The organism is Edaphobacter acidisoli (genome assembly GCF_014642855.1).
Classification (GTDB): Bacteria; Acidobacteriota; Terriglobia; order Terriglobales; family Acidobacteriaceae; genus Edaphobacter; species Edaphobacter acidisoli.
Genome location: NZ_BMJB01000004.1, coordinates 14,978 through 37,826, shown reverse-complemented (window position 1 = coordinate 37,826; position 22,849 = coordinate 14,978). Strand labels below are relative to the sequence as shown.

The following is a 22,849-nucleotide window of genomic DNA, read 5'->3' as shown; positions in this document are numbered from 1 at the left end:
CTCTACTTCACCGCATCATCCTGCGGACCCTCAGGACTCTCAATCCGCATATCTTTGTAGACGACCGCGAGCTTCGCCTTTAGGTCTCTGTACTTCTGATATTCCGCGAGCTCGCGTTTCGCATCTTCAGGTTTATGCAGCTTACGATAGACCGCCGCCAGCCGAAAGTGCGCCAGAACATTCGATGGATCAGCCGCAATCACCTGCTGCAAAAGCGGAAGCGCCGTCGCATCATTCCCCTGCTCCGAATAAACATGAGCCAGTCCAATCAACGCATCGGCATCGCCCGGCAGCAGCGCCAGAGCTCGCTTGTAATATGCCTCCGCATCCTTCAAATCGTTCCGCTCGGCAACAACATCGCCCAACCGCGCCAGCGCTTTTTCGTCGGTGCTGCTCTGCGCGACTGCAAGCCTGTACTCGGCCTCTGCCTGAGCCTTGATCTTCGGATCATCAGAGCTATGGAGAGCTTCGGCCAGCTCAAAATGAATTCCCGGCAGCTTTGGATCCGCCGCAATCGCCTTGCGGAAGCTGGCAATCGCGCCATTCGTATCACGTGCGCGCGCCAATTCATGTGCGATAGCCTGATGCATCTGCCCCGAATCAGGAGCAGCCACCGACAAATCCAGCAACGCCTCGCCTGCAAGGTCCGTATAAATCCGATACGCCGGATAAAGCACACGCGGGTCCGTCGGCGAGCTCTTCCGTAGCGTCTCAATCACGCCGGAAGCCTTCACCAGGTCATGCTCAGCCGTATAAATCTCAACCAGCTCCAACCCAGCCTGCACCTGAACCCCAGGCTCTTTCAGCAAAGGCACTGCCGCAGCAAGATCAGCCTTTGCCTGATCCATCTTCCCCAGATGCCGCTCACACATGCCGAGCAATGCTTGAATCTTCACGAGGCTAGGCTGCGCTTCGACCGTCGCCTTCAAATGCGGCTCCGCGTCAGCATAGTTGCCTTCAAAAAACAGCAACACGCCCAGGTTTCCCTGTGCATCGATATCGCTCGGATCAAGCGCAACAACAGACGCAAACTCTTTTGCCGCCAGCGCAGGCTTCTTCTCGCTGAGCAACTCATGGGCCCGCCGCTCATGCGCCGCAACCTGCCCGGCCGTGGAGCCGCCAGCCGATTGCGCCATCAGGGCCGAGCCGCTCAAGCCAAACAATAAGAGAAGACAAAACAACTTCATGCAACAACCATCTGGCCCCACAAGAGACCGAATCAAATTAAAAAGCAATGGGATGGCGGAGCGTACCCCGCCATCCCGTTGGAGTGTATCAGAACGAGAGCCGCGCACTCACCTGCATCGTACGGGCTGGCACAGTCAAACCGGAGATCGAAGATGTACCGGTCTGAATTGCGCCATTGAAAGCCGAGCAACCAGCGGGCGGCTGATCGCCGGGCTTTGCAGGTGCCGTCGGACATACCGATATTCCGTTAGCAGGCAGCCCATAGCTGGGATGATTGAATGCGTTGTCGGCATCAGCGCGTACTTGCAGACGAACCTGCTCCCAGATTGCAAACGTCTTGCTCAAGGACAGGTTTGTCGTTACAAGGCCTGGTCCGGTCAACTGATTCCGCCGTTCGTTACCGAAAGTTCCTGCAGTCGGCACTGCAAAGGCAGTCTCATTGAACCATTGATTGATACCGCGGCCCGAAAGTTTCGGATTCCCGACCACATTGGGGTACCAGTTGTAATTGCTTCCAGCCAGCGAATAGGAACCGTCTGCACCGCTCATGGTCGCAGTAAACGGCTGACCGCTCTGCATCACAAGCGTATCGGAAAGCTGCCATCCACCGATGACCGTATCGAGAAATGCATTGCTGTTCAGGAACTGCCTGCCGCGGCCGAAAGGCAACTGATAGAGAATGTTCCCTTTGAACGCGTTCCTTACATCGAAGTTGGAATTACCGTAGTTTGCAGACGGATTGAAAGCGTTCTGATAGTTTGTGGTGCCGGAATGGCTTCCCCATCCTGCCGAGTCGATATCGTCCAGGAAGTGGGACCAGACGTAACTGAAATTGAAGTTAAGCCCATGGCTCAGCCGCTGCTGAATCGTGGCCTGCAATGAGTTGTAGTTCGAAATAGCGTTCAAGTTTGGTATCGAGCCAGAAACAGCAATGGTTCCATACTGCGGATAAGGCCGGGACTGCTGATCATTTGGCGCGAGCTTGCCCTCAGGAACCTGATTCATGTCCACGGGCCAGGGCAAATTGTGTCCGTGACTGGCCACATAAGCCAGCGACCCCACTATGTTGTTATTCAGTTGCCGTTGCACCTGAATGTTCCACTGATAGGAGCCGCCTACAGGTTGATGATACGCGGCGTAGCTTACATTGGATCCGTTATAGGCGGTTGGGTCTGTTGAAGCTCCTACATAGGGAAGGTTCGATCCAGTTCCGCCGAGCACGACAACCGGTGTAATGCCATTGGTACTATCGGTAACGTTGCCCTTTGACCCAAAGGCCGCTCCCATGACCCCGCCGTTGTAGGTATCGTTGCTCCAGTTATAGGCATAAAGCCCGAATCCGCCTCGTACCGTTGTATTCGGATCCATAAGCCATGCGAAACCGACACGCGGCAGGAACGTATTGTAGACGCTGCTTTGGGCGCGAGAACGACCGCCTGCTTTTGTCGACCCATACCACATGGCGCCCAACGTACCGGACGCGGTGTTCTGCAAGGTCGGATCGAACGACGCCATATTGCCCTTGACTTCGCTCCAGCCAGTCTGAATCTGGTAACGCAAGCCGAGATTCAGCGTCAGGTTCGGACGCACCTTATAGTCGTCCTGGACGAATATCTGCGGCAGTTTCAAACGGGCACCGAATTCCGGGGTTTCGTTTGCTTGCCACTGTTGTGTTTGACCAAGCAGGAAGTCAGCATAACCGGAACCAGTCGAGCTATCACCCTGCGTGGACGTGGTGTAAACCCCGGTATAGGTCATCTGCCCCGCGTTCAGGTTACCCCATGCCGTAGAGTTATTCTCGTAGATCAGGAACTCGCCGCCAAAGTGCAGAATGTGCTTTCCGGTAACGAGAGTAACTACATCAGACGGATCGAAGGCGTGTTCTTTATAGACGGAGTTGGACTGAGAGCACAGTACCGTGCTTCCATTGCAACCCTGGTTGAACCCATTAATCTGGATGTCCGGGAAGTTGTCAGATTTGGCAAACTGCCATCCCAGCTTGGCTGGCCATCCCTGGCCGAGCGTGTAAGGTTCGAAGAAGTTAAGCTGATTGGTATAACCTAGCCTCAGTTCGTTGGTCAGGCGCGCGCCGATGCTCCACACGTCTGAAATCTGAGCATTGTTTTTGCTCACATCGTTGGTCTGGCAACCAATGGGGCAGATACCCGCGCCAAGGTTTACACCAGGGTTGTCCCCCTCACTCTCAGTAACAGTGAGCCGATTGTTCGGCGTGATCTGGTAGTCAAGGCGGCCAAAGTACTTGATAAACCTGGTCGTAGAAGGTGAAGTGTAAGTGTAGTTGCCTGGAATTACGCCGTTTGCCGCCGTTCCGCCCGGGGCGTTGGCCTTCGGGAAGTTAGCCTGAATTGTCTTTGCAACGGGATCAATCCGGTTCGCTGGAATCTTGTTGCCGTTACCATATTCCGTAGCAAACGACACCCTGTCATAGCAAGGGCAGGTTTGGGTCTTTGAAGTATCAGGCGGGAAAGGGCGTGTTCCGGTCGCTTGTGTAAGTACGGTCGTGGCCGGATCGTAAATCGTGTTCGCACCCGTAAAGTCGCCACCCAGGAAAGCGGCAGTGGGAACCGAATAATACCCCGCTGACGCGCCGCCATGCTGGATCGTCTTGTCGTAATTGAAGTAGAAAAATAGCTTCTGCTTGAGGATCGGCCCGCCGATGGAACCGCCAAAATTGTTATACCGAAGCACCGATTTTGATCCGGCACCATTTAAGAAGCCATGGTTTATAGCATTGAGCGCATCATTTTGAAAATAGTCATACGCCGAGCCATGGAACTGATCGGAGCCACCTTTGCTGATCTGATTGAACATGATGCCGCCGACACCATACTGCGCGGAAAAGGCGGAGGCGCTGATCTGGACTTCCTGAATCGTCTCCTGGGTATAAATGTCGGAGTTCGCGCTCGCCGGCAATGTCGTTTCAGCACCGTCCGCGAGTACCGTGCTGAACGGAAGATTGCCGTTCACCGCAAGCATCGTGCCATTGGAAGTACCCGTGCCCAGGGACCCTTGCGCACCCATTGGAGCGCCAGCAGCACCTGGTAACAGGATATCGAAGCTAGACCAATCCTGTCCTACCTGCGGAAGCTGCGACAAAGTCTCGGCATTAAGAGTAGTGGTTTGCTCGCCGTTCTCGGTCTTCAACAGAGGAACGTCTGTATTGACCACGACCTCCTGCGTTACAGCACCGGTCGCAAGCTGAGCATTGACCGTCGTGTTGCCGACGACGACCGTGATCGAAGACCTTACCAGTTTTGTAAACCCGGTCATCGAGAAGGTGATCTTGTAAGTTCCCGCAACGATGGAGGACGTGTCGTACACGCCCGCACCATTTGTCACATAGTCCTTGGATACACCCGTGTTGACATTCAGAACGGTTACAGTCGCTCCGGGTATTGCAGCGCCGGTCGTATCGGTTACCGTGCCGCTGATGTCGCCTGCGTTCGTACTCTGCGCAAATCCCGCTCCAGCGCAACTCATCCACAGCACAGCCGCGAATGTTACTGCTAGCCATCTCCATCTCATGACTTGCCTCCCAAAAAGTTCTTGCAGTTGACGTCTGCCTTTCGTCTTCCAACCTCAACTTCAGGCTGTCATCCAATAAGACAAACGTTTGTCTTTAAAGTTCAAACGGATGCCACACCACTTGTCGGCTCATCCGCCACTTCACCAAAACAAATGAGTTATTACAGCGCTACTATTTCCAGTCCGATTGGCCTCTTCGCAGACGGTCAGATGTGCACCCGCCTTCGAAACAACCCGTCGCCGTATGCCGCAGAAGATATGCCACAACAGCGCTTAACGCATTGCGTCAGTCAAAAACAAAGACAAACGTTTGTCTTTAGCGGCTACACTAACGCGTTAGTAATTAAGCATGACTGCCTGCACACTAGTCAAGATAAAAATTCGCACGCCTGTAAAAAACGCGCTCCCGGCGTTACTTCGATGCTGATTCAGGACCAGTCTCACCAAGACTCGTCATCGTCGTCGGGTTCTGCTTCAGCAATCGGTATCCATCCCGCGTCCGTATGTGATACTTCTGCAAGTCTTTCCCCACCAGCTTCACCGTAATCGACCGCCAGCCGCCGTTCGGGTTCGGCGCCGGGTAATAGCTCAGCGAATACAGGTGCGCCAGGTCATCGCGGATCGACATAAACGCCTGCTTCTCGTCCTGCCAATCCTTGGCAAAGTAAGCTTTGCCGCCCGTCGCTTTGCTCATGCGCTCGAACACCGCCGTCGACACAGGCTCTTCTTCAGCCTTCCGCGTGCTGATCATATAGATAATCGTCCCCGTCGACTGCGCCAGCTCCGCCACGTCCTCCGGAGGAACCAGGCTCGCATTGTCCGGCCCATTCGAGAAGACCACAATCGCCTTGCGTCCCGTCAGGTTCGCCGCATCTTTCACCGTCAGCAGCAGCGAGTTATAAAGCGCCGCATCGTCCCCGGCAACCGTGCTCCGCACGCTCCGCAACACTTTGGCGCGGTCTGTCGTCAGTGTCGATACACGCGACAAATTGCGGCTATAGGAGTAGAGCGCGACACGGTTCACGCCCACCAGCGATCGCACAAAATCCGCAATCGCATCCTGCGCATACACAAACCCGCGATACATATAGTTGCTCGTATCGAACAAGATGAAGACATTGGCGCCCTCCATCCATGGCTGCGCCGAAACAACCGGAGGGCCGCCACCCATCTTGCTCATCGTGGCAGTCGCACTGGCAGGGTCTTCCGCTGCAGGGCCACTCGACGAAGACCCGAGATTGATCAGCCTGCGCGTAGGTTCATTACCCTCCTCAAACGTCGCCGTCTTCTCCGGAATTTTGTCTTCGTAAATAGCAAAGTCCTCGGGACGCAGCCCGCTGATATAGTTTCCCTTGTGGTCCGTCACCGCGACGTTCAACTGCACCAGCACGACATTCACGTGAATGCTCGACGAATCGTCCTGCGCTACCGTCCCCACGCCGCCAAAGAAGGCAACCGCGAAGAGCGCGGAGAACAGAACGTACTGCCTGGTCACTCTATTGCGCGTTCGCATTTTTAGTCGTCTCCTCTAACAAAGCGTTGTGCTGTTCGGCCGTTGGCCGCAGCGTAATCTTGCCATCGCGCAGGTCGGCGCCAGCCTCGTGCATAGCGCGCAACATCGCTGGCCAGTCGTCCAGATCGGTAGCAAATATCTTCGTCGTCATGTGCAGCGTCAGCATCGGGACCAGACGATTCAACATCACTGGCTGATAGTTCATCTCATCAGCCAGTCGCGCCCAGTAAAGATTGCTCGACTCCCACGACTCGCCGAACAGCCGGCTCGAGTATCCAGCAAAGAACGGAAGCTGCTTAATATGCAATAGCTGCAAAGCATCCGTCTGAGCCAGCGTCGGATGAGGCACGCCAAAGTCACGCGATATACGTTCTCTCGTGGTATCAGCAGGATCTTTCTTGCAGAGCTCATCTAGCTGCTTCCCTTCTGGCCCCCACGAAGCTGCCTCATCGGGGTATCGCTGACGAAACTCAGCAGCCAGATAAAAGGTGTCCGACGGCATCAGCCTGGGCAGCATCGCAGTCATCGCATCCGCGTTACGCATCGCCTCTTCCGTCTCTTCCATCCGCTGCGGGGACATGCGGTCCGAAAGTATCCCGATGACCTTATTCCGCAACGCATCATCCTTCACCGAAGCCGTCAGCAGCTCCTCTCCTGCTCGCTGATACAAATCGACCGCATGCAGCTCGTCCGGAGTCACTCGCCACCAGCGCGGCAGCGTCGCATTCACCAGAAGCTGCGGCACCAGCTCTTCCCAGATCAATGCCTGAACATTCTCCGGCGCAATAAACTCCTGCTCCGCCGTCGCAAGCGCATACGGCAGGTCAGCCAGCGAACCCATCAGATACGCACCACCGCCTGCCGGCGTCCCCACACCCAGCAGCATCGGTGCGCGCCACGGATCATCCACACCTACCACCGAGATCCCCGTAAAGTCATGCGAGCGCACAAACAGCGGATTGTTATGCAGCATCTGCGCTCCCGGCGGCTCATAATACGCATAGTTCAGCCCCACCAGCGTGTCGCGCAGAAACGGCGCAAGCTGGCCACGCGCAGCTTCCAACTGCGCAGACGATCCCGTCTTAATCGTCTTCGTCAGGTCAGTCTGCACCTGAAGCTCAGCGTGGTGGCTCCGATAAATCCCCGGCGCCCAGGTAATCTTTTCGTTCTCGGTAAAGATCGGCCGCGGCAGCTCGAACTCGCGCAGTTCACCAGCCAGCCCCAGCAGCGAGCTATCGCGCGCGCTACCTTTCGCCATCTTGCCCAGCCCATCATTCAGCGCAAACAGCGTATCCAGCGAAACCAGCCGCTGATCATCGAGCACTGCGCGCATCCGATTAGCAATCTGCTGCTGCACCCAGTCGCCGTCTGCGCTCGACTGATGAGGTCCAGCGAGCAATTCAACAATCTGCTCCTGAGGATCACTCGTACTGCTCCCAGCAGCCACCAGCAGCGCATCCAGCGAGTTGCGCGCCGCATCGAACAGCTTGATCGACGATGTCGCCGTCGCAAACGGTGTAATCGTCTTCGCCCACGATTCATTCAACGCGTCTGTTGGAATCTCGCCCTGCCGCGCAAGTATCTCCCACAAGCCAATATTTGCCTGAAACGAGCCCATCACATTCGCGCGCAGGTTCTGGTTCGAGATCTTGTCGATCGTCTCGGCCGTATGCAAAAAGCTCGCAATCGACGCATCCGTCAAGGTCGGATAATCCGAAAACACCAGGTACCAGTTGCTGTACTCCGAGTACTTCTTCGCGAGCAGAGTTACCGTCTCCGGACTCATGTAGTTGCCCGGCCCGCGCCTCGCATCGATCTCGCTCATCATCAGGTAAATCTGCAGCGGACCCTCATCGGTCACGACGCGCGACATCGCCGTCAACCCCTCCAGCAGTTGGTCCGGACGCTTCCACGCATGCGCGGCCTTGCCCCAGTCCCGAGCGTCCTTCTCGTCATACTTTTGCTGAAAGATCTGTTTCCATACATCAAGTCCGCCCGGAACCAGCGGCTGCCCCTGCGCGTCCCACTCCAGCCGCGTGTCCAGCACCAGCAGGTCCGCGGCTTTGCGAAATGCACCCTTCGACGCATCAGGATCGGATTCCGGCTCACGAAAGGCCTCATAGAGATTCTTCAAACGCGGCGACTGAGTCAACCGCGCCTGCTGCTCGCCATCTAGTCGAGAGAGCACATCGAAGTATGCCGACAGCCACCCTTTGTCGCGCTCCATCAGGTGCATTACAAACTCGCCCGGAGACCCCGGACTCGCACCCACAAGCTCATGCCACCCGGACTCCGCCGCACGTCCGCCCGGAACAGAGACTCGACCGGACTGGATATTGATCTGGCTGCCATAAAAGTCCAGCGTCGCCGCATACGGAAGCAGCCTGTGCAGCCCAGGCGAGCGCTCCAGCGCAACCTGCGTCGTCTGGTCCTGCTTCGAGAGCGCCCAGTACAGCCGCGCAATCTGCGGGTTGTACAACAGCACATCCACCAGATTGCCGCCGCCGAAGCCCCGCTGCTTTGTCGTGCTCAGCGAGATCCAGTCTCGCTCTTTCAGAATGATTGGCACACGCGTCGGCGCGTACACAAGCGTAAACGGCTCGTTCTTCTGAAGCGCCTCTTCCAGCTGCTCCAGCGGAAATCCCGAATCGATCGTCAAAAATGCGCGGTCCGCGTTCGCCGTCTCCAGCGAGAAGTTGCTCGTGCCGCATCCCTGTCGCAGCCGATAGCCAAGAATCTGCACCAGCGTGCCCGCATCATCGCAGCCCTTCACGCTGATCGTGTTATGCGCGCCAGCCAGTATCTGTAACTCTGTCGCCTGGTCCAGATACCGGTCCAGTAGCTTCAGGAACTCCGTCTCCTGATTGCCGTTCTCATACCCATGCGAGTAAACGTTGCGCGCCAGCAACGGCATCACGTCTGCATTTGAGATCTTCTGGCTGATTCCGGCCATCCGCAAAAACGACCGCAACGGCCCCGGAATACTAATGGTGTCTTCCACCACCGGAGCAGGCAAAGCGTCCGCATGGGCAACCTGCTTGTCTGCCCGCGCCGCCGCACAAGCCAAAGACCCCACGCACAGACACACTGAAAAACCAGCAACAACGGGCCGCAGCCGAAGAAGAGACTTCATCGCACGACACCTCTTGAAGAGCCTTCGGAACCTGCGGTGGACATCCTCCACTCCGGATGCCAGCTCCACAAACAGATGGAGCAATCAGGCTGGAAAGCCGCAAGTCAAGCACTGCTTTGGCTTACGCCGACGCAAATGCCTTGCCGACTGGCTCTTAACTTTCGCCAAACAGGATTTGGTGTCCAGCCTCCAACCCAAACGTTTCAAGCACCGCAAGGAACCAGAGATCGAATCGTTACTATCTTGATTCGGTGGCGAACACTCTACGCCCTTCCGCTACGCTTGGCTAGAGAGGTTGTCAGGATTTTGTAAAAAATTACATGACACCACTTCAACTGAAGGTTGGCCACATAATTAGGACCGCGATTCAGACCTGCAGCACGTCCCCATCCCGCGCCACCATCTCATACAGCACCGGGTTGACGAAGAACCCCAGAAACAGCCGCGAAACCAGCCCCGCGACTACCACAATCGCAAACGGCCTCTGCGTGTCCGACCCGATCCCGGTCGAAAGCGCCGCCGGCAGCAGCCCCAGGCAGGCCACCAGCGCCGTCATCATAATCGGCCGCAGCCGCAGCAACGAAGCCTCCCGCGTAGCCGTGCGAATGTCCTTGTTCTCCAGCCGCAGCTTATTGATATAGGAGACCAGAATCACCGCCGTCTCCACCGATACCCCCATCAGCGCCAGCAAGCCCAGCGCCGACGACACACTAAACGGCGTCCCCGTCAGCTTCAGCGCCAGCAGCGCCCCCACCGGCTCCGTCATAATCACGCCCAGCGCAATCGTCACCGGGAATTTGATATTGCCGTACAGCGCAAACAGAATCATGAAGATAATCAGCACCGCCATTGGCCCGATGAACTCCATCTGGTGCTTCGCCTCCAGAAACTCGCCGTACTCCCCACCCCAGGCCAGCCGGTACCCCGGCGGCAGCGACTTCTGAATATCCGCAATCGACTTCTGCCCGTCCGCAACCGCCCGCTCCAGGTCGCGCCCCTCGATGCTGTACTGCACCCCGATATACCGCGAATTATTCTCGCGATAGATAAACGAAGCGCCCGCAGCCTCATGAATGTTGGCCAGCTCGCTCAGCGGTATCTGCTGCCCCGAAGGCGTGCCCACCAGCAGATTGCCAATCTCATGCGCGCTCTCGCGGAACTCCGGCTTCATCCTCACCACCAGATCAAACAGCTTCTCGCCCTGAATTACCTGCGTAGCCGCCTGCCCGCCCACCGCTGCCTGCACCACCGCCTCCACATCGGCGACATTGATGCCATAGCGCGCAATCTTGTCGCGGTCCACATCAATCTGCAAACTCGGCTGTCCAAGCTCGCGCACCACCGTCAGCTCCGTAAACCCGGGCACCTGCTGCAACCGTCGCTTAATCTGGACCGCTGTATTCTGCAACACGTTCAGGTCCGGCCCATAAATCTTCACCGCGAGCGCGCTCTTCAGCCCCGTCAACGCCTCATCCACCGCATCCTCAGCCGGCTGCGTGTAGTTGAAGATCACCCCCGGAAACGCCTTAAGCTGCTTCTGAAGATCATCCACCAGCTCCTGCTTGTTATGAATCGGCCCCTGCTTCCACGAAGCATCGTTATACGGCTTCAACCCCACATAAAACTCATCATTGAAGAACCCCGTCGGGTCCGTGCCATCATCCGGCCTGCCAAGCTCCGATCCAACATCCGTCACCATCGGATACTTCATTAGAATGTCGCGCACCTTCGGCGAAAACCTGCTCGCCTCATCGAACGAGATCGTGTACGGCATCGTCGCCCGCACCCAAAGCGCGCCTTCATCCAGATGCGGCATAAACTCGCCGCCAATAAACGGCACCAGCAGCAGCGTCGCCAGAAAGATCACCGACGCCACCACCATCGTCGTCTTCGGATGGTCCAGGCACCAGTCGAGCTCAACCGCGTACTTCTCCTTCAGCCACTCGAACGGCCTGTTCACCCGCTCATGCACGCCGCGCCTGAACCAGTACGAGCACATCACCGGCACAAACGTCAGCGTAAGAATCAGCGCGCCAATCAGCGCAATCGCCACCGTGTCCGCCATCGGCCGGAACAGCCGCCCCGAAGGCCCCGTCAGCGCATAGATCGGCAGATAGCCCGCGATAATCACCGCAACCGAATAAAACACCGGGCGGTCAACATCACGCGCGGCCTCCAGAATCACATCATCCAGCTTGTAATCCTGTCCCTCCCGTTCGCCCAGCACGCGGAAGATGTTCTCCACCATCACCAGCGTGCCGTCAATCAATATCCCAAAGTCCACCGCGCCAATCGAAAGCAGGTTCGCCGCAACCCCGCGCGCATGAAGAAAGATAAACGCAAACAGCAGCGACAGCGGGATGGTCAGCGCCACGATCACCGCCGCGCGCACGCTCACCAGAAACGCCATCAGCACAATCAGCACCAGCGCCATGCCCAGCATCAGGTTGTGCTCGACGGTATCGATCGTCAGCTGCACCAGATCGCTGCGATCGTAGTAAGGACGCACCTTGATATCCGGCGGCAGAATCTGCTCATTCAACTGCTGCGTCTTCGCCTCAACGCCCTTCAGCACATTCTGCGTCTGCTCGCCGCGCCGCATCATGATGACGCCCTCAACCGCATCATCCCGCTTGTTGAAGCCGAACTCGCCCAACCGCGGCGCGTTCCCTATCGTCACATCTCCAATATCGCGAATGCGAATCGGTACACCATTCTGCGAGCCGACAACCACATCGCCAATATCCTCGGTCGTGCGAATCAGCCCCAGCCCGCGCACATAATAGAACTGCCCACCCTGCTGATAAAACCCTCCGCCCGCATTCGAGTTATTCACCGAGAGCTGCTGCAAAATCGTCGGTACCGTCAAGTGGTACGCATAAAGCTTCGCCGGATCGAGCAGCACCTGATACTGCATCACCGTGCCGCCAAAGCCCGAGTCGTCCGCCACGCCCGGCACCTGCTTGTACTCGCGCTCAATCACCCAGTCTTCGTAAGTCTTCAGCTCCTGCGGCGTGCGGTCCGGGCTGTCAATCACATACCGATACACCAGTCCCGAAGGACTCGCCAGCGGAGCCAGCGACGGCGTCACACCCGTCGGATACGTCACCTCGCTCAGCCGCTGAAACACCTGCTCCCGCGCAAAGTAATCGTCCGTGCCCTCATTGAAGGTCAGAATCACATCCGACAATCCATACAGCGAGATCGAACGCATCACCGACATTCCCGGCACGCCGTTCATCTCCACCTCAGTCGGCACCGTCACCAGCCGCTCGACCTCTTCCGCAGCATGCCCCTGCCACTGCGTAATGATCTCCACCATCGTCGGCGCAAGATCGGGATACGCATCCACCGGCATATGGTGAAACGAGATCGTCCCGCCAACAACAATGAAGACCACCATCAGCAGAATCAGCAACCGCTGCCGCAGTGCGAATTGAACGATGTGATGAATCATCCGGCCCGCCTCTCCCCAATTGCTTCCTCAGTGCTGCAACGCATTGGCAAACTGAAGAAACAGGCTGCCATCGCCCACGACCTTGTCACCCGCCTGAACGCCCTTCAGGACCTCGGTCACCCCATTCTGCCGCTGTCCCATCTCGATATCGCGTCTGCCAAACTGGTCGTTGCCGACGGCCACATACACGAACGGCTGGTTATCGTCGTCGCGCAACACCGCCGCATCCGGCACCGTAATCGCGTTCGCCATCGCGCCCGCCGTCACCGCAACCGTGCAGTACATGTCCTTCTTCAGCTTCTCGCCGGGATTATCGACAACGATGCGCGCCTGCAACGTCCGCGTATTTGGATCGAGCGCCGGCGACACAAACGAAATCTTCCCGTGAAAGCTCTGCGGATAAGCATCCGTCTGCACGACGACATCATCCCCCGGATGCACATGCGCCAGGTCCGACTGATACACATTCGCCAGCACCCACACCGTGCTCAAATCCGAAATGGTGAACGCCTGCGTCTGCCCCGCCTGCACCACCTGTCCCGGCGAAACCAGCCGCTCCACCACCTCGCCCCCAATCGGCGCCAGCACTGGAATCTGCGCCGACGAAGGAGACTTCGCCAGATTCGCAGGGTCCTTGATCCCTAGAATCTTCATCCCCTGTTCAGCCGCGTTCAAATCCGCCCGCGCCTGCGTCCTGTTCGATTCAGCCTGCTCCAGATCGCTCTCCGCAATCGCGTGATGCTGATACAGGTCCTGCGCCCGCGCATAAAACTTGTCCGCCAGCCTGTACAAATCCGACGCCTTCAAATACGAATCCAGCAGCTGCGAGTAGTCCGGACTGCTCACATCCAGCATCGGCTGTCCAGCCTTCACATGCTCACCCGGAACAACCAGAATCCTGCTCACCGGCCCGCCCACCTGCGTAATCACCGGCGTCGTCTTGAACGCGTTGTACGCCACCGCACCCGTCAGCCGCAGCGTGCGCGTCAGCGACGTCGCCGCCACCGTCACCACCTGCACATGCGACATCTGGTCTTCAGGAATCGTGAACAGCTCCGGCGTCGCCGACTTCGATGCCCGCGTCGAAAACGAAGTCATCTGGTTCGCCTTCTCGCGGTCCGAAGAGTTACAGCCCACAAGGGCGAACACTAGACCAAGGGCCGCCCCATACTGCAATCCGCGCAGCAACATCCTTCTCTGTCTCATGGAATGCTCCTGGTTCCCACTGCTTCCCTCAGTTGCTCCAGCGACGTCAGGTACGCGGCCAGCGACTGCCTGTAGCCAAGCTGCGTAGCCCTGTAGCTCCGCTCCGCATCCAGAAAGTCCAGCAAACTCGCAGCCCCGCGCTTATACGCGTACTCCGAGATATCGCGCGACTCCTGCGCCTGGTCCAGATACCCCGAGCGATACAGCTTCACAATCTCATCGTTCGCATGAAGCCCCTCATACGCATCGCGCACATCGGTCAACACCTGCCCATTCGTAAACCTCATCTGCTCCTGCGCCTGCGTAATCGCAATCCCCGACCGCGCAATCTCGCCCTGGTTGCGATCAAAGATCGGCAACTCAATCGACCCGAAGAGTGAGAGATTGTTGATCCCCGTCAGGTGTGTGTAATTCACCTGCCCCGTCACGTCGCGCTTGCCGATAGCCTTCTGCAACTCGTGCTGACTGTTCGCAGCCGTCACACCCAACTGCGCCTCCCGCAGGTCCGGACGGTCCTGCAGCGCCATCGCCTGAAAGTCCTCAACCGTCCCGCTCACCGGCACATACTGAAACGCCCCGGCAATGTCATAATCGGGCGCAACCGACTCATACCCCAGCATCTGCCGCAGATCCGACAGCCCCTGCGCCCGCCCCAGCTTCGCCTGCGACACATCCATCTGGAACTGAAGCAGTTGCAGCTTGATCTTCAGCAGGTCGCCCTCGCTCATGTCCCCGGCCTTGTACCGCGCCTCGCTGATCCCCACCGTGTTCTCAAAGCTCTTCAGGTCTTCATTCGCCAGCTCCAGCGTCGACTCGGCCAGCTCCACCGTAATGAACTGCGAAGCCACGCTGAACGTAAGCGTCCGCTCATTATCTGCAACCTGGGCCTCGCTTACCGCCGTCACATCGCGCGCGGCCTGCAAGCGGTGCTGCCGCTTTCTGCCGCGCTCAAACAGATAGCTCACACCCAGATCAAACTGCGCCACCTGGTCGAGATAGTCCGAAGTGAACTGGCTAGGATTAAACACCGGCAGAAACTGCGAGTCACCCATCAGCACCGGATCGGGCCGCAGGTTCGCCGTAATCTCTTCAGCCTTGTTCTGCTGAATCACAGTCCGCGCGGCCTGCAACGTATGGTTATGCTGAAGCGCCAGCTTAATCGCGTCGTCCACCGTAACCAGCGAAGCCCCAGGCGCCTGCGCCAGCGAATTCGCCTGGGGAGCCGGCGCAGACGCCGGTGCGGACTGCGCACCCGCAGTCACGGGCAAACACGCTGCAATCAGCAGAGCAGGAAGATACAGACGTTCGAACCACATGAGCAGCCAGCCTATTCAAGCAGGGAGATACACTGCGTTGCCGTGCCCGAAAGCACGGAGGACATGCGACTGCTATACAGGAGGACCACGCGCAGGAACATCACGCGGAACCGAATCATCCACCAGGTGGCCCGCCTGAGGCTCAGGCCCGGCGCCCGTCTGCGCCAGCTGACAATTCCCCACATGCGCAACCGCAGGCACCACCGTCTGATGGCTCAGATGACAGATAGGGCAGTTGTCCGCAGCCGCACCAGCATGATGATGAAACACCACCCCAGCCGTCGTCCCCAGCAGCACCGCGAACAGCGCAATCGGCAGCACCAGACACAACCATCGGCGATGAGAGAGCATCTTCAGCACGCGGGCAAGCCCTTCAACCTCTGCCGCGCCAGTGTAGACCACAACCACGCCTCTTGAACATCCCTCGCACCAGATTGGCCACGTCTCCGCTTGTTCACATTCCACATCGGCGATGTCCCGAACACTCTAAAAGCGCCCACAGAAAAACACGCCATTTACTTAAGCTTTGCTTAATTTTGTTGACTTATTGCTTCTCGCCCTAGTAACGTTCGTTCGTTGTTCAAACTATAAACAGACCTACACCTGAAACCGCTTTCTGGAGGAATTCCGTGATGCTACGCAAATCTCTCAGGCTCCTTTGCATTCTTTTCTCGCTCGCCCTCTTCCCAAGTCTTGCTCCCTCTGCCTTTGGACAAGCCGTCAACGCTACCTTGCTCGGCACCGTCACCGATGCAACCGGTGCAGCCGTGGCCGGGGCCAGCATAACCGTCACCCATACGGCAACCAGCACCTCCTACGCCGCCATCACCAATGAAAGCGGCAACTATACCGTCCCAAACCTGCCGCCCGGCTCGTACTCCGTCACCGTCCAAGCCAAGGGCTTCAAGAAGGACACGCACCAGAACATCTCAGTGCTCGTCAATACCTCCACTCGCGTCGACGTCTCGCTCGTCCCAGGCAGCGTCTCCGAGAGCGTCGAAGTCACCACCGCGCCTCCACTGCTCCAAACCGACCGCGGCGACATCAGCACCAAAATCGAAGCTCATCAGCTTGAAAACCTGCCCCTGAGCACCAACCGCAACTTCCAGTCAATCCTCAACCTCGTCCCGGGCGCTGCGCCTGCGGTCTACCAGCACTCCCAGTTCTTCAATTCCGCAAGCTCCCTGCAGACCGAAGTCAACGGCCAGGCCCGCCTCGGCAATCTCTACCAGATTGAAGGTATCGACGACGACGAGCGCACCGGCTTGCTCCAGATGATCATCCCGCCCGCCGAGTCCATCCAATCCGTCGACGTCTCCACCAACAACTACGACGCCGAGCTCGGCCGCGCCACCGGAGCCGTCACCAACGTCACCCTCAAATCCGGAACCAACACCTTCCACGGTTCGGCCTTCGAATACATTCAAAACAACGCCGTCAACGCCCGCTCCTACTTCGGCGGACCCCTCGGCCATCTCTCCTACAACTACTACGGCGGCAGCATCGGCGGCCCAGTCCTCAAGGACAAGCTCTTCTTCTTTGGCGACTATCTCACTACGTCCGACCATGAGTTGACCAGCGGAACCTATACGATCCCCGACCCGCGCTATTACACTCCAAACGCGAACGGCTTCATCGACCTCAGCGCCGCGCTCACCGGCACGCCCAACGCAAACGGCTACCAGACCGGCCAGGTCTTCAATCCGACAACTGGAGACGGCACTGCGGCGCATCCCCGTACTCCATTTGTGAACAACCAGATCCCCTTCTCCATGGTCAATCCGGTCTCGCTCGCCATTCTGCAAAAGGTGGACGCTGCTGCTCCCGCGCATGGAACCCTGAATCCAAACGCGCCACTGAGCAATCCCGCGAACAACTACACCGACACGCTTCCCTTTACCAAAGGCGCAAAGAGCTTCGACGTCAAAATGGATTTCGCCATGAACGAGCGCAACCATCTCAGCGCTCGCTACAGCTTCCAGCGCGTGAATGTATTCCAGGCGCCGGCCTTTGGCTCGTTCCTCGGAGGTCCCGGCGGCGGCGCCTTTGAGGGTACAGGCGTCACCACTGGTTACAGCACAGGCCTAAACTACGATCACGTCTTCTCGCCCACCCTCTTCACCGAGGTGCGCTTCGGCGTCGGCCACGTCCGCAACGTCGCCCAGCCCAGCGACTATGGCAACAACGATGCGACGACGCTCGGCATCCCCGGAGTGAACATCGCTGGCCAGCCCTTCACTGCCGGTCAGGTAGGCATCACCATCAACGGCGGCTTCACCGGAACCCTCATCGGATACTCCGCTTCACTGCCCTGGATCCGCGCCGAATCCAACATCGACGCCGTCAACAACTGGACGAAGATCATCAAAAACCACACCATCAAATTCGGTGGTGACGTTCGCCGCGTCCGCGACGATCTTCTTCAGGACCAGACCTTCAGCCCACGCGGCGTCTTCAACTTCTCCGACGTCCAGACCTCCGACGCAGCCGCCGCCGGAAAAACCAACATCGCCAACGACATGGCCAGCTTCCTCTTCGACATCCCCAGTTCCACTGGTCGCGACCTCAACACCTTCTTCCCGGCCTATCGCCAGTGGTGGATCTTCGTATACGGCACCGACAAATGGCTGGTCAGCCCCAAACTTACCCTGGACCTTGGCGCTCGCTGGGAGTTTTATCCTCCGGCAACACCACGTAAAGCCGGTGGCTTCTCCAACTACGATCCGGCCAACAACCAGCTCATCCTCGCGGGCATAGGCGGCAACCCCTCCAACCTCGGCCTGCCCACCATCTACCACTACTTCGCGCCTCGTACTGGCTTCGCCTACAGAGCAACAGACCAGATTGTCCTCCGTGGCGGTTTCGGCATCAGCTACATGCCATTCGGCGACAACACGTACGCTTACAACTACCCAATCCGCGCCAACAACTCCTATGGCTTGGTAGGAACCTCTCCTTACACCGGAACGGTTCTCGCCGACGGCGTTACACCAGCCACCTTCCAGAACGGCTTCCCTGCTCCTGTTCCTATTCCCATTCCTTCCAATGGCATCATCGCCACCAATACCCCGACCCTAATATCCCAGGTCTACACTTGGATTCCGAAGACATATAGAAATCCCTATGTTGAATCCTGGAACCTCGCAGTCCAGCAGGCGCTCCCAGACAACATGTCCCTGCAGGTTGCCTACGTCGCCAATCATGGCGTACACGCGTCTGTCAGCCAGAACATCAACAACCCCAGCACCTACGGCGGTGGCAGTGCATCTGAACCCGAATACCACTGCGTCGGATGCCCGTCAGGCGGCCCCTTCCGCACTGCGGCAACCAATGAATACTTCATGGGCTTCTCGTCGAACTACCAGTCCCTGCAGGTGCAGCTCGTCCACAGAACCTACAAGGGGCTCTCTTTCACCAGCGGCTTCACTTGGGCCAAAGGCATGGGCTATGCCACAGGCGGCGACGACAACGGCAGCCTGCTCTTCTTCGCCAACTTCAAGAGAAGCTACGGACCCAACGACTTTGACCGCACCCTCAACTTCGAGCAGAGCTTTACCTACGAACTGCCTTGGGGTATAGGTCACAGCCACCTCAGCTCAGGCATTGGAGCAGCCGTCCTCGGCGGCTGGAAGCTCTCCGGTGTCATCTCCGCCGTCACCGGTACGCCATTTACCGTCGCTACCAACGGTGCAAACCTCAACACACCCGGCACCACACAGACAGGGCAACTGATCGGTGCATATAGCGTAAGCCACGGCGTCGGTTCCAAGACCACCTGGTTCAACCCTGCCGCATTCACTACTCCGTCTGGCTGCACCAACCAGAGTCCCTGCTCCAACCCCGGCGTAGGCAATACGGGCAGAAACGAATTCCGCGGCCCCGGCTACATCCAGGACAACTTCTCCCTCTTCAAGAGCTTCAGGATCTTCCGTGAATCCTCTCTGACGACGGGCATCCAGGCCACTCAACTCAGCAACACACCGCAGTTCGCCAACCCAACCAGCAACAACTGCTGCTCCGCCACCAGCTTCGGCCAGGTCACCAGCACAGTCGGTAGCGGCCAGGGCAACGTCAACGGAATCGGCGGTGGACGCTCACTGCAAGCCTCCGCTCGCATCTCCTTCTAAAACTCAACGCCAGCAACCCCAGAAGGGCCGCCCATCATCGGGCGGCCCTTCTGCTTTGCACAAAATATTTGTCTCCCCCAAAAACATCTCTCAATTTACTGCTGAAATAACCATCCTCCGATGCACCAGAAATTCAACCTACTGGTGGATTCATTCCGCATCGAGCCTTGCTAATCTCTCCTCACCATGCACACATATCAGCGCGAGACGCAGCCGTCTGCTGCGCCTGCGCCGTCGTGTGCAAACTTGACACCAACTCATCGAGGAAACTACATGGCTGCATCGATTCGGAGACCGTTTTTGCTTCTTGCACTCATCGCACTGCTTTCCGCACTCCCTAACCGCGCGCACGCACAAGGCTGCATCCTTGCCCGTTCGCCCGAGCAGACAGGACTTCCCACCAGCCAGGGCGGCATCCTTCAGCCCGGCCACTTTCAGGTCACCATCGGCGAGCGTCACCAGTTCTCCTACCAGCACTACGTCGGCGACGTCTATCAGGAGTACCGCGCCCAGGCCGGTACCGAGGTCGAGAACCGCATCAACCTCGTGACCGTCAACCTCACCTACCAACTCACTCCGCGCATCAGCCTCGCCATCGACGCCCCTTGGCTCTGGGCTTCGCGTAAAACGCAAAACTCTCCCATCAAATACCAGTCATCCGGCTTCGGCGACACCATTATCTCCGCCAATTCCTGGATCCTCGATCCCGCACACGCCTCGCGCTGGAACGCATCCATCGGACTCGGCCTCTATCTCCCCTCGGGCAACGATGACCTCAAGAACAACGTCAACACCAACACCACAGGCGTTGGCCCCGCCGTCGAAGTCGTAACGCCAGTCGACTACTCCATCCAGCCCGGTACCGGCGGCTGGGGTGGCGTTCTTGAGTGGTCAGCCTACTCGCGCGTCGGACAGAATCTCACCTTCTACACCGACGGCAGCTACATCGCCATGAACGGCGGCACCAACGGAGTGCAGCGCAGCGCAACACTCAGCACCACGCAGCCGCTCAACAACTACGATGCCATCGCTGACCAGTACCTTCTCGAAGCAGGCGTTGAGTTCCCCATCCCACACGTGCAGGGACTCTCCGCAACTGTGGGCCCACGCTGGGAAGGTGTCCCTGCCTACAACGTCCTTCCCGTCAGCAATGACGGCTTCCGCCGTCCTGGTTACGCCGTCACCGCAGGCCCCGGTCTCCAGTACGCCCGCAACCAAAACATCCTCTCCGCCGGTGTCTATAAGGCCGTCCGTCGCGATCGCACCGTCAGCTATCCCGACAGCGTATACAACTCTCACGGCGACGCCGCATTCGCCCAATACGTCTGGCTCGCCAGCCTCACACATCGCTTTTAGGGAACCCTCTGATTGAGTCTTCGTTTTGAAGGGGCGCGACTTCAGTCGCGCCGTAACCTCTCAGCTTCATCGCGGTTTCAGCCGCTGAGGGATGCTTGCAGACTTAATCAGACTTTCCTTAGATTCATGAGTGCTGGCCGCCCAAAGAAAGCCGCCCAACATGCGCCCATTCCGCAATCTCCTGATATCCAGCGCCCTGCTGCTCGCCTGCGTTCAAACCGTAGCAGCAAAGCCGCTCCCCGACCTCGCCTTCAAAGACCTCAACGGACACCCGCAGCGCCTCTCCAGCCTGCGGGGTTCCATCACTGTCATCAACTTCTGGGCAACCTGGTGCGGGCCCTGCCGCAACGAGCTTCCTCGCCTCGCAGACCTCGCCCATCGCTATGCCGCTAAAGACGTGCGCTTCATCGCAATCTCTGTAGACGAGCCAAAAGATCAGAGCAAAGTCGCGCCTTATCTCTCCACCAACCACCTCACTATCGACGCATGGCTCGGCGCCGACATCGACACTCTCGGACGCCTGCATCTCGGCAACATCGTACCCGCCACCATCATCCTCGACCGCGACGGCACTCCTATCGGCCGCATCGAAGGCGAAGCCCAGGACACCGACATCACCACCTACCTCGACTGGCTCCTCAGCGACCGCAAGGCCACGCCACCCAAGCCGCTCATCCGCCGCTTCTAACAATCAGCAATGGCGGAGACGAGCAATGCCCACCGCACTACTCGTCTCCGCATGAAGAGAGCCAGTGACAATTACTTCACCGGAACCTGCCCCAGCAACCCATCCACACACCCAGCAGGCTTTGTCACCGGATTGCATCGCGCCACAAGTCCCCCCGGAAGCCCCACCACAAACGTCGTCCACTGCGAAGGCTCCGACATTGGATAATCCGTACTCACAATCTGTGCTCCGCTGGCCAACACCTCATCGCGCCGCCGCGTATCGTTCGTGCGCGCCTCTTCCGTCCCTTCATCCGATCGCGTCCTCACCAGATATCCCTGCTTCACCAGTGAATTGATCTCCGCAGGTGACCCCTCATTCTGCTCCGTGAACGCCGCATCCGGCGCGCCCGGCACAGCATTGGTGAACAAAATCCGCCCACGCAGCGAAGGATGCCCCTGCGTATACCGGTCCTCCTCATTCCGCTGGTCCATCAGGAAGACGACCTTGCCCCGCGCGTCTGCCAGCGTAGGCCAGTTGCCCGCGCGCACCGCCTCCACCAGCGTCGCGTACTTCCCGCGCACATCGTCCGGCGTAACGATCTCGTCCTTCGGAAACACCGACAGAATCTCCTTATCCATCGCATCGAGCAGCGCCGGCGTAAACTGAATCGCCTTCGGCGCGTCTGGTATCTCCTTCACATCGCCTTCCTTCGTCTCGACCAGAATAAAAATCGGCAGGTGCTCCGGATGCGCCTTCGACCACTCCCTCACCTCCGTCAAACACACCACAAACCGCAGGCAGTTACTCCGCTGATCAAACCCTTGCATATGAAACACCTTGAACCCCGGCATCCCCATCTCATGGTTCGGGTCAAAGCTCGGGTCCGGCGCCAATCCCGCCTTCTTCACCGCATCGTCCAGATAGAGATGCGAGTATCTTCCGCCATCCGGATCCGCAAAAATATCCAGCTCAATCTGCCTCACTCCACCCGAAAGCTGGTCCCCCAGCGGAGCATGGTGATAGTCCAGGCCATGCAACGCCTTCGGAGCATGCACCTCCAGCCACTTCCGTTCACTCGGCGCAAACCCCGCGTGATAGCTGTTGTGCGAGCCAATCACCTGAATCTGGTTCAGCCGCACCACCTTGTCCTGCGCCGCCGAACTCGTCTGCTGAGCCATCGCCACAGCGCCCGCACCCACAAGTGCCGCGCCCACGGAAACACACACTACATCACGAAGAGTCATAGCTTCCCCAAACTGCATCTGCGGCACTGCGCACGCGGCCTCACAACCCCGCGCCACACATGCCCGTTAACGTTGCACACGGCGCCACGCAAA

Annotated in this window: 12 protein-coding genes; 3 read left to right on the top strand and 9 right to left on the bottom strand. The window is 58.2% G+C overall.

Annotated elements, in window-relative coordinates; all coding sequences use genetic code 11:
- Positions 1–2 precede the first annotated feature (2 nt).
- The 8 genes from IEX36_RS16665 to IEX36_RS16630 form a co-directional block, all read right to left on the bottom strand.
- Positions 3–1,187 (bottom strand): tetratricopeptide repeat protein, encoded by a 1,185-nt coding sequence (locus IEX36_RS16665; RefSeq protein WP_188760715.1) that lies wholly within the window; start codon positions 1,185–1,187, stop codon positions 3–5.
- Positions 1,188–1,275: 88 nt separating this feature from the next.
- Positions 1,276–4,689 (bottom strand): TonB-dependent receptor, encoded by a 3,414-nt coding sequence (locus IEX36_RS16660; RefSeq protein ID WP_188760714.1) that lies wholly within the window; start codon positions 4,687–4,689, stop codon positions 1,276–1,278.
- Between the two features lie 457 nt (positions 4,690–5,146).
- Positions 5,147–6,247, bottom strand: a complete 1,101-nt coding sequence (locus tag IEX36_RS16655) for a VWA domain-containing protein (RefSeq protein ID WP_188760713.1) — start codon at positions 6,245–6,247, stop codon at positions 5,147–5,149.
- Entirely contained in the window at positions 6,231–9,380 is a 3,150-nt protein-coding gene (locus IEX36_RS16650) for a hypothetical protein (protein ID WP_188760712.1), read from the bottom strand. Before IEX36_RS16650 ends, IEX36_RS16655 begins: the two co-directional genes overlap by 17 nt.
- Positions 9,381–9,747: 367 nt before the next feature.
- The gene (locus IEX36_RS16645) at positions 9,748–12,837 is read right to left on the bottom strand and encodes an efflux RND transporter permease subunit (protein WP_188760711.1); all 3,090 of its coding nucleotides are present in this window, start codon (positions 12,835–12,837) and stop codon (positions 9,748–9,750) included.
- 27 nt (positions 12,838–12,864) lie between these two features.
- Positions 12,865–14,043, bottom strand: coding sequence for an efflux RND transporter periplasmic adaptor subunit (locus tag IEX36_RS16640; RefSeq protein WP_188760710.1), 1,179 nt, complete (start codon positions 14,041–14,043; stop codon positions 12,865–12,867).
- Entirely contained in the window at positions 14,040–15,359 is a 1,320-nt protein-coding gene (locus IEX36_RS16635; RefSeq protein WP_188760709.1) for a TolC family protein, read from the bottom strand. Before IEX36_RS16635 ends, IEX36_RS16640 begins: the two co-directional genes overlap by 4 nt.
- Positions 15,360–15,431: 72 nt before the next feature.
- The gene (locus IEX36_RS16630; protein WP_188760708.1) at positions 15,432–15,767 is read right to left on the bottom strand and encodes a hypothetical protein; all 336 of its coding nucleotides are present in this window, start codon (positions 15,765–15,767) and stop codon (positions 15,432–15,434) included.
- Between the two features lie 224 nt (positions 15,768–15,991).
- Here IEX36_RS16630 and IEX36_RS16625 point away from each other — a divergent pair, with 224 nt between their 5' ends.
- From IEX36_RS16625 to IEX36_RS16615, 3 genes are all read left to right on the top strand, one after another.
- Positions 15,992–19,486, top strand: a complete 3,495-nt coding sequence (locus IEX36_RS16625) for a TonB-dependent receptor (protein WP_188760707.1) — start codon at positions 15,992–15,994, stop codon at positions 19,484–19,486.
- Positions 19,487–19,759: 273 nt separating this feature from the next.
- Positions 19,760–20,842: a transporter gene (locus IEX36_RS16620; protein ID WP_188760706.1), complete on the top strand. Its 1,083-nt coding sequence runs from the start codon at positions 19,760–19,762 to the stop codon at positions 20,840–20,842.
- A 160-nt stretch (positions 20,843–21,002) separates the two neighbouring features.
- Complete coding sequence (locus IEX36_RS16615) at positions 21,003–21,530, top strand: TlpA family protein disulfide reductase (protein WP_188760705.1); 528 nt, start codon at positions 21,003–21,005, stop codon at positions 21,528–21,530.
- A 71-nt stretch (positions 21,531–21,601) separates the two neighbouring features.
- On the opposite strand, the gene IEX36_RS16610 is transcribed toward IEX36_RS16615, so the two are convergent.
- The gene (locus IEX36_RS16610) at positions 21,602–22,756 is read right to left on the bottom strand and encodes a phosphatidylinositol-specific phospholipase C1-like protein (RefSeq protein ID WP_188760704.1); all 1,155 of its coding nucleotides are present in this window, start codon (positions 22,754–22,756) and stop codon (positions 21,602–21,604) included.
- Positions 22,757–22,849: the final 93 nt, after the last annotated feature.

Coding starts and splice junctions, on each gene's coding strand:
- IEX36_RS16665 (WP_188760715.1), bottom strand. CDS start 1,187: ATGAAGTTGTTTTGTCTTCTCTTATTGTTTGGCTTGAGCGGCTCGGCC.
- IEX36_RS16640 (WP_188760710.1), bottom strand. CDS start 14,043: ATGAGACAGAGAAGGATGTTGCTGCGCGGATTGCAGTATGGGGCGGCC.
- IEX36_RS16615 (WP_188760705.1), top strand. CDS start 21,003: ATGCGCCCATTCCGCAATCTCCTGATATCCAGCGCCCTGCTGCTCGCC.
- IEX36_RS16660 (WP_188760714.1), bottom strand. CDS start 4,689: ATGAGTTGCGCTGGAGCGGGATTTGCGCAGAGTACGAACGCAGGCGAC.
- IEX36_RS16645 (WP_188760711.1), bottom strand. CDS start 12,837: ATGATTCATCACATCGTTCAATTCGCACTGCGGCAGCGGTTGCTGATT.
- IEX36_RS16655 (WP_188760713.1), bottom strand. CDS start 6,247: ATGCGAACGCGCAATAGAGTGACCAGGCAGTACGTTCTGTTCTCCGCG.
- IEX36_RS16650 (WP_188760712.1), bottom strand. CDS start 9,380: ATGAAGTCTCTTCTTCGGCTGCGGCCCGTTGTTGCTGGTTTTTCAGTG.
- IEX36_RS16610 (WP_188760704.1), bottom strand. CDS start 22,756: ATGACTCTTCGTGATGTAGTGTGTGTTTCCGTGGGCGCGGCACTTGTG.
- IEX36_RS16635 (WP_188760709.1), bottom strand. CDS start 15,359: ATGTGGTTCGAACGTCTGTATCTTCCTGCTCTGCTGATTGCAGCGTGT.
- IEX36_RS16625 (WP_188760707.1), top strand. CDS start 15,992: ATGCTACGCAAATCTCTCAGGCTCCTTTGCATTCTTTTCTCGCTCGCC.
- IEX36_RS16620 (WP_188760706.1), top strand. CDS start 19,760: ATGGCTGCATCGATTCGGAGACCGTTTTTGCTTCTTGCACTCATCGCA.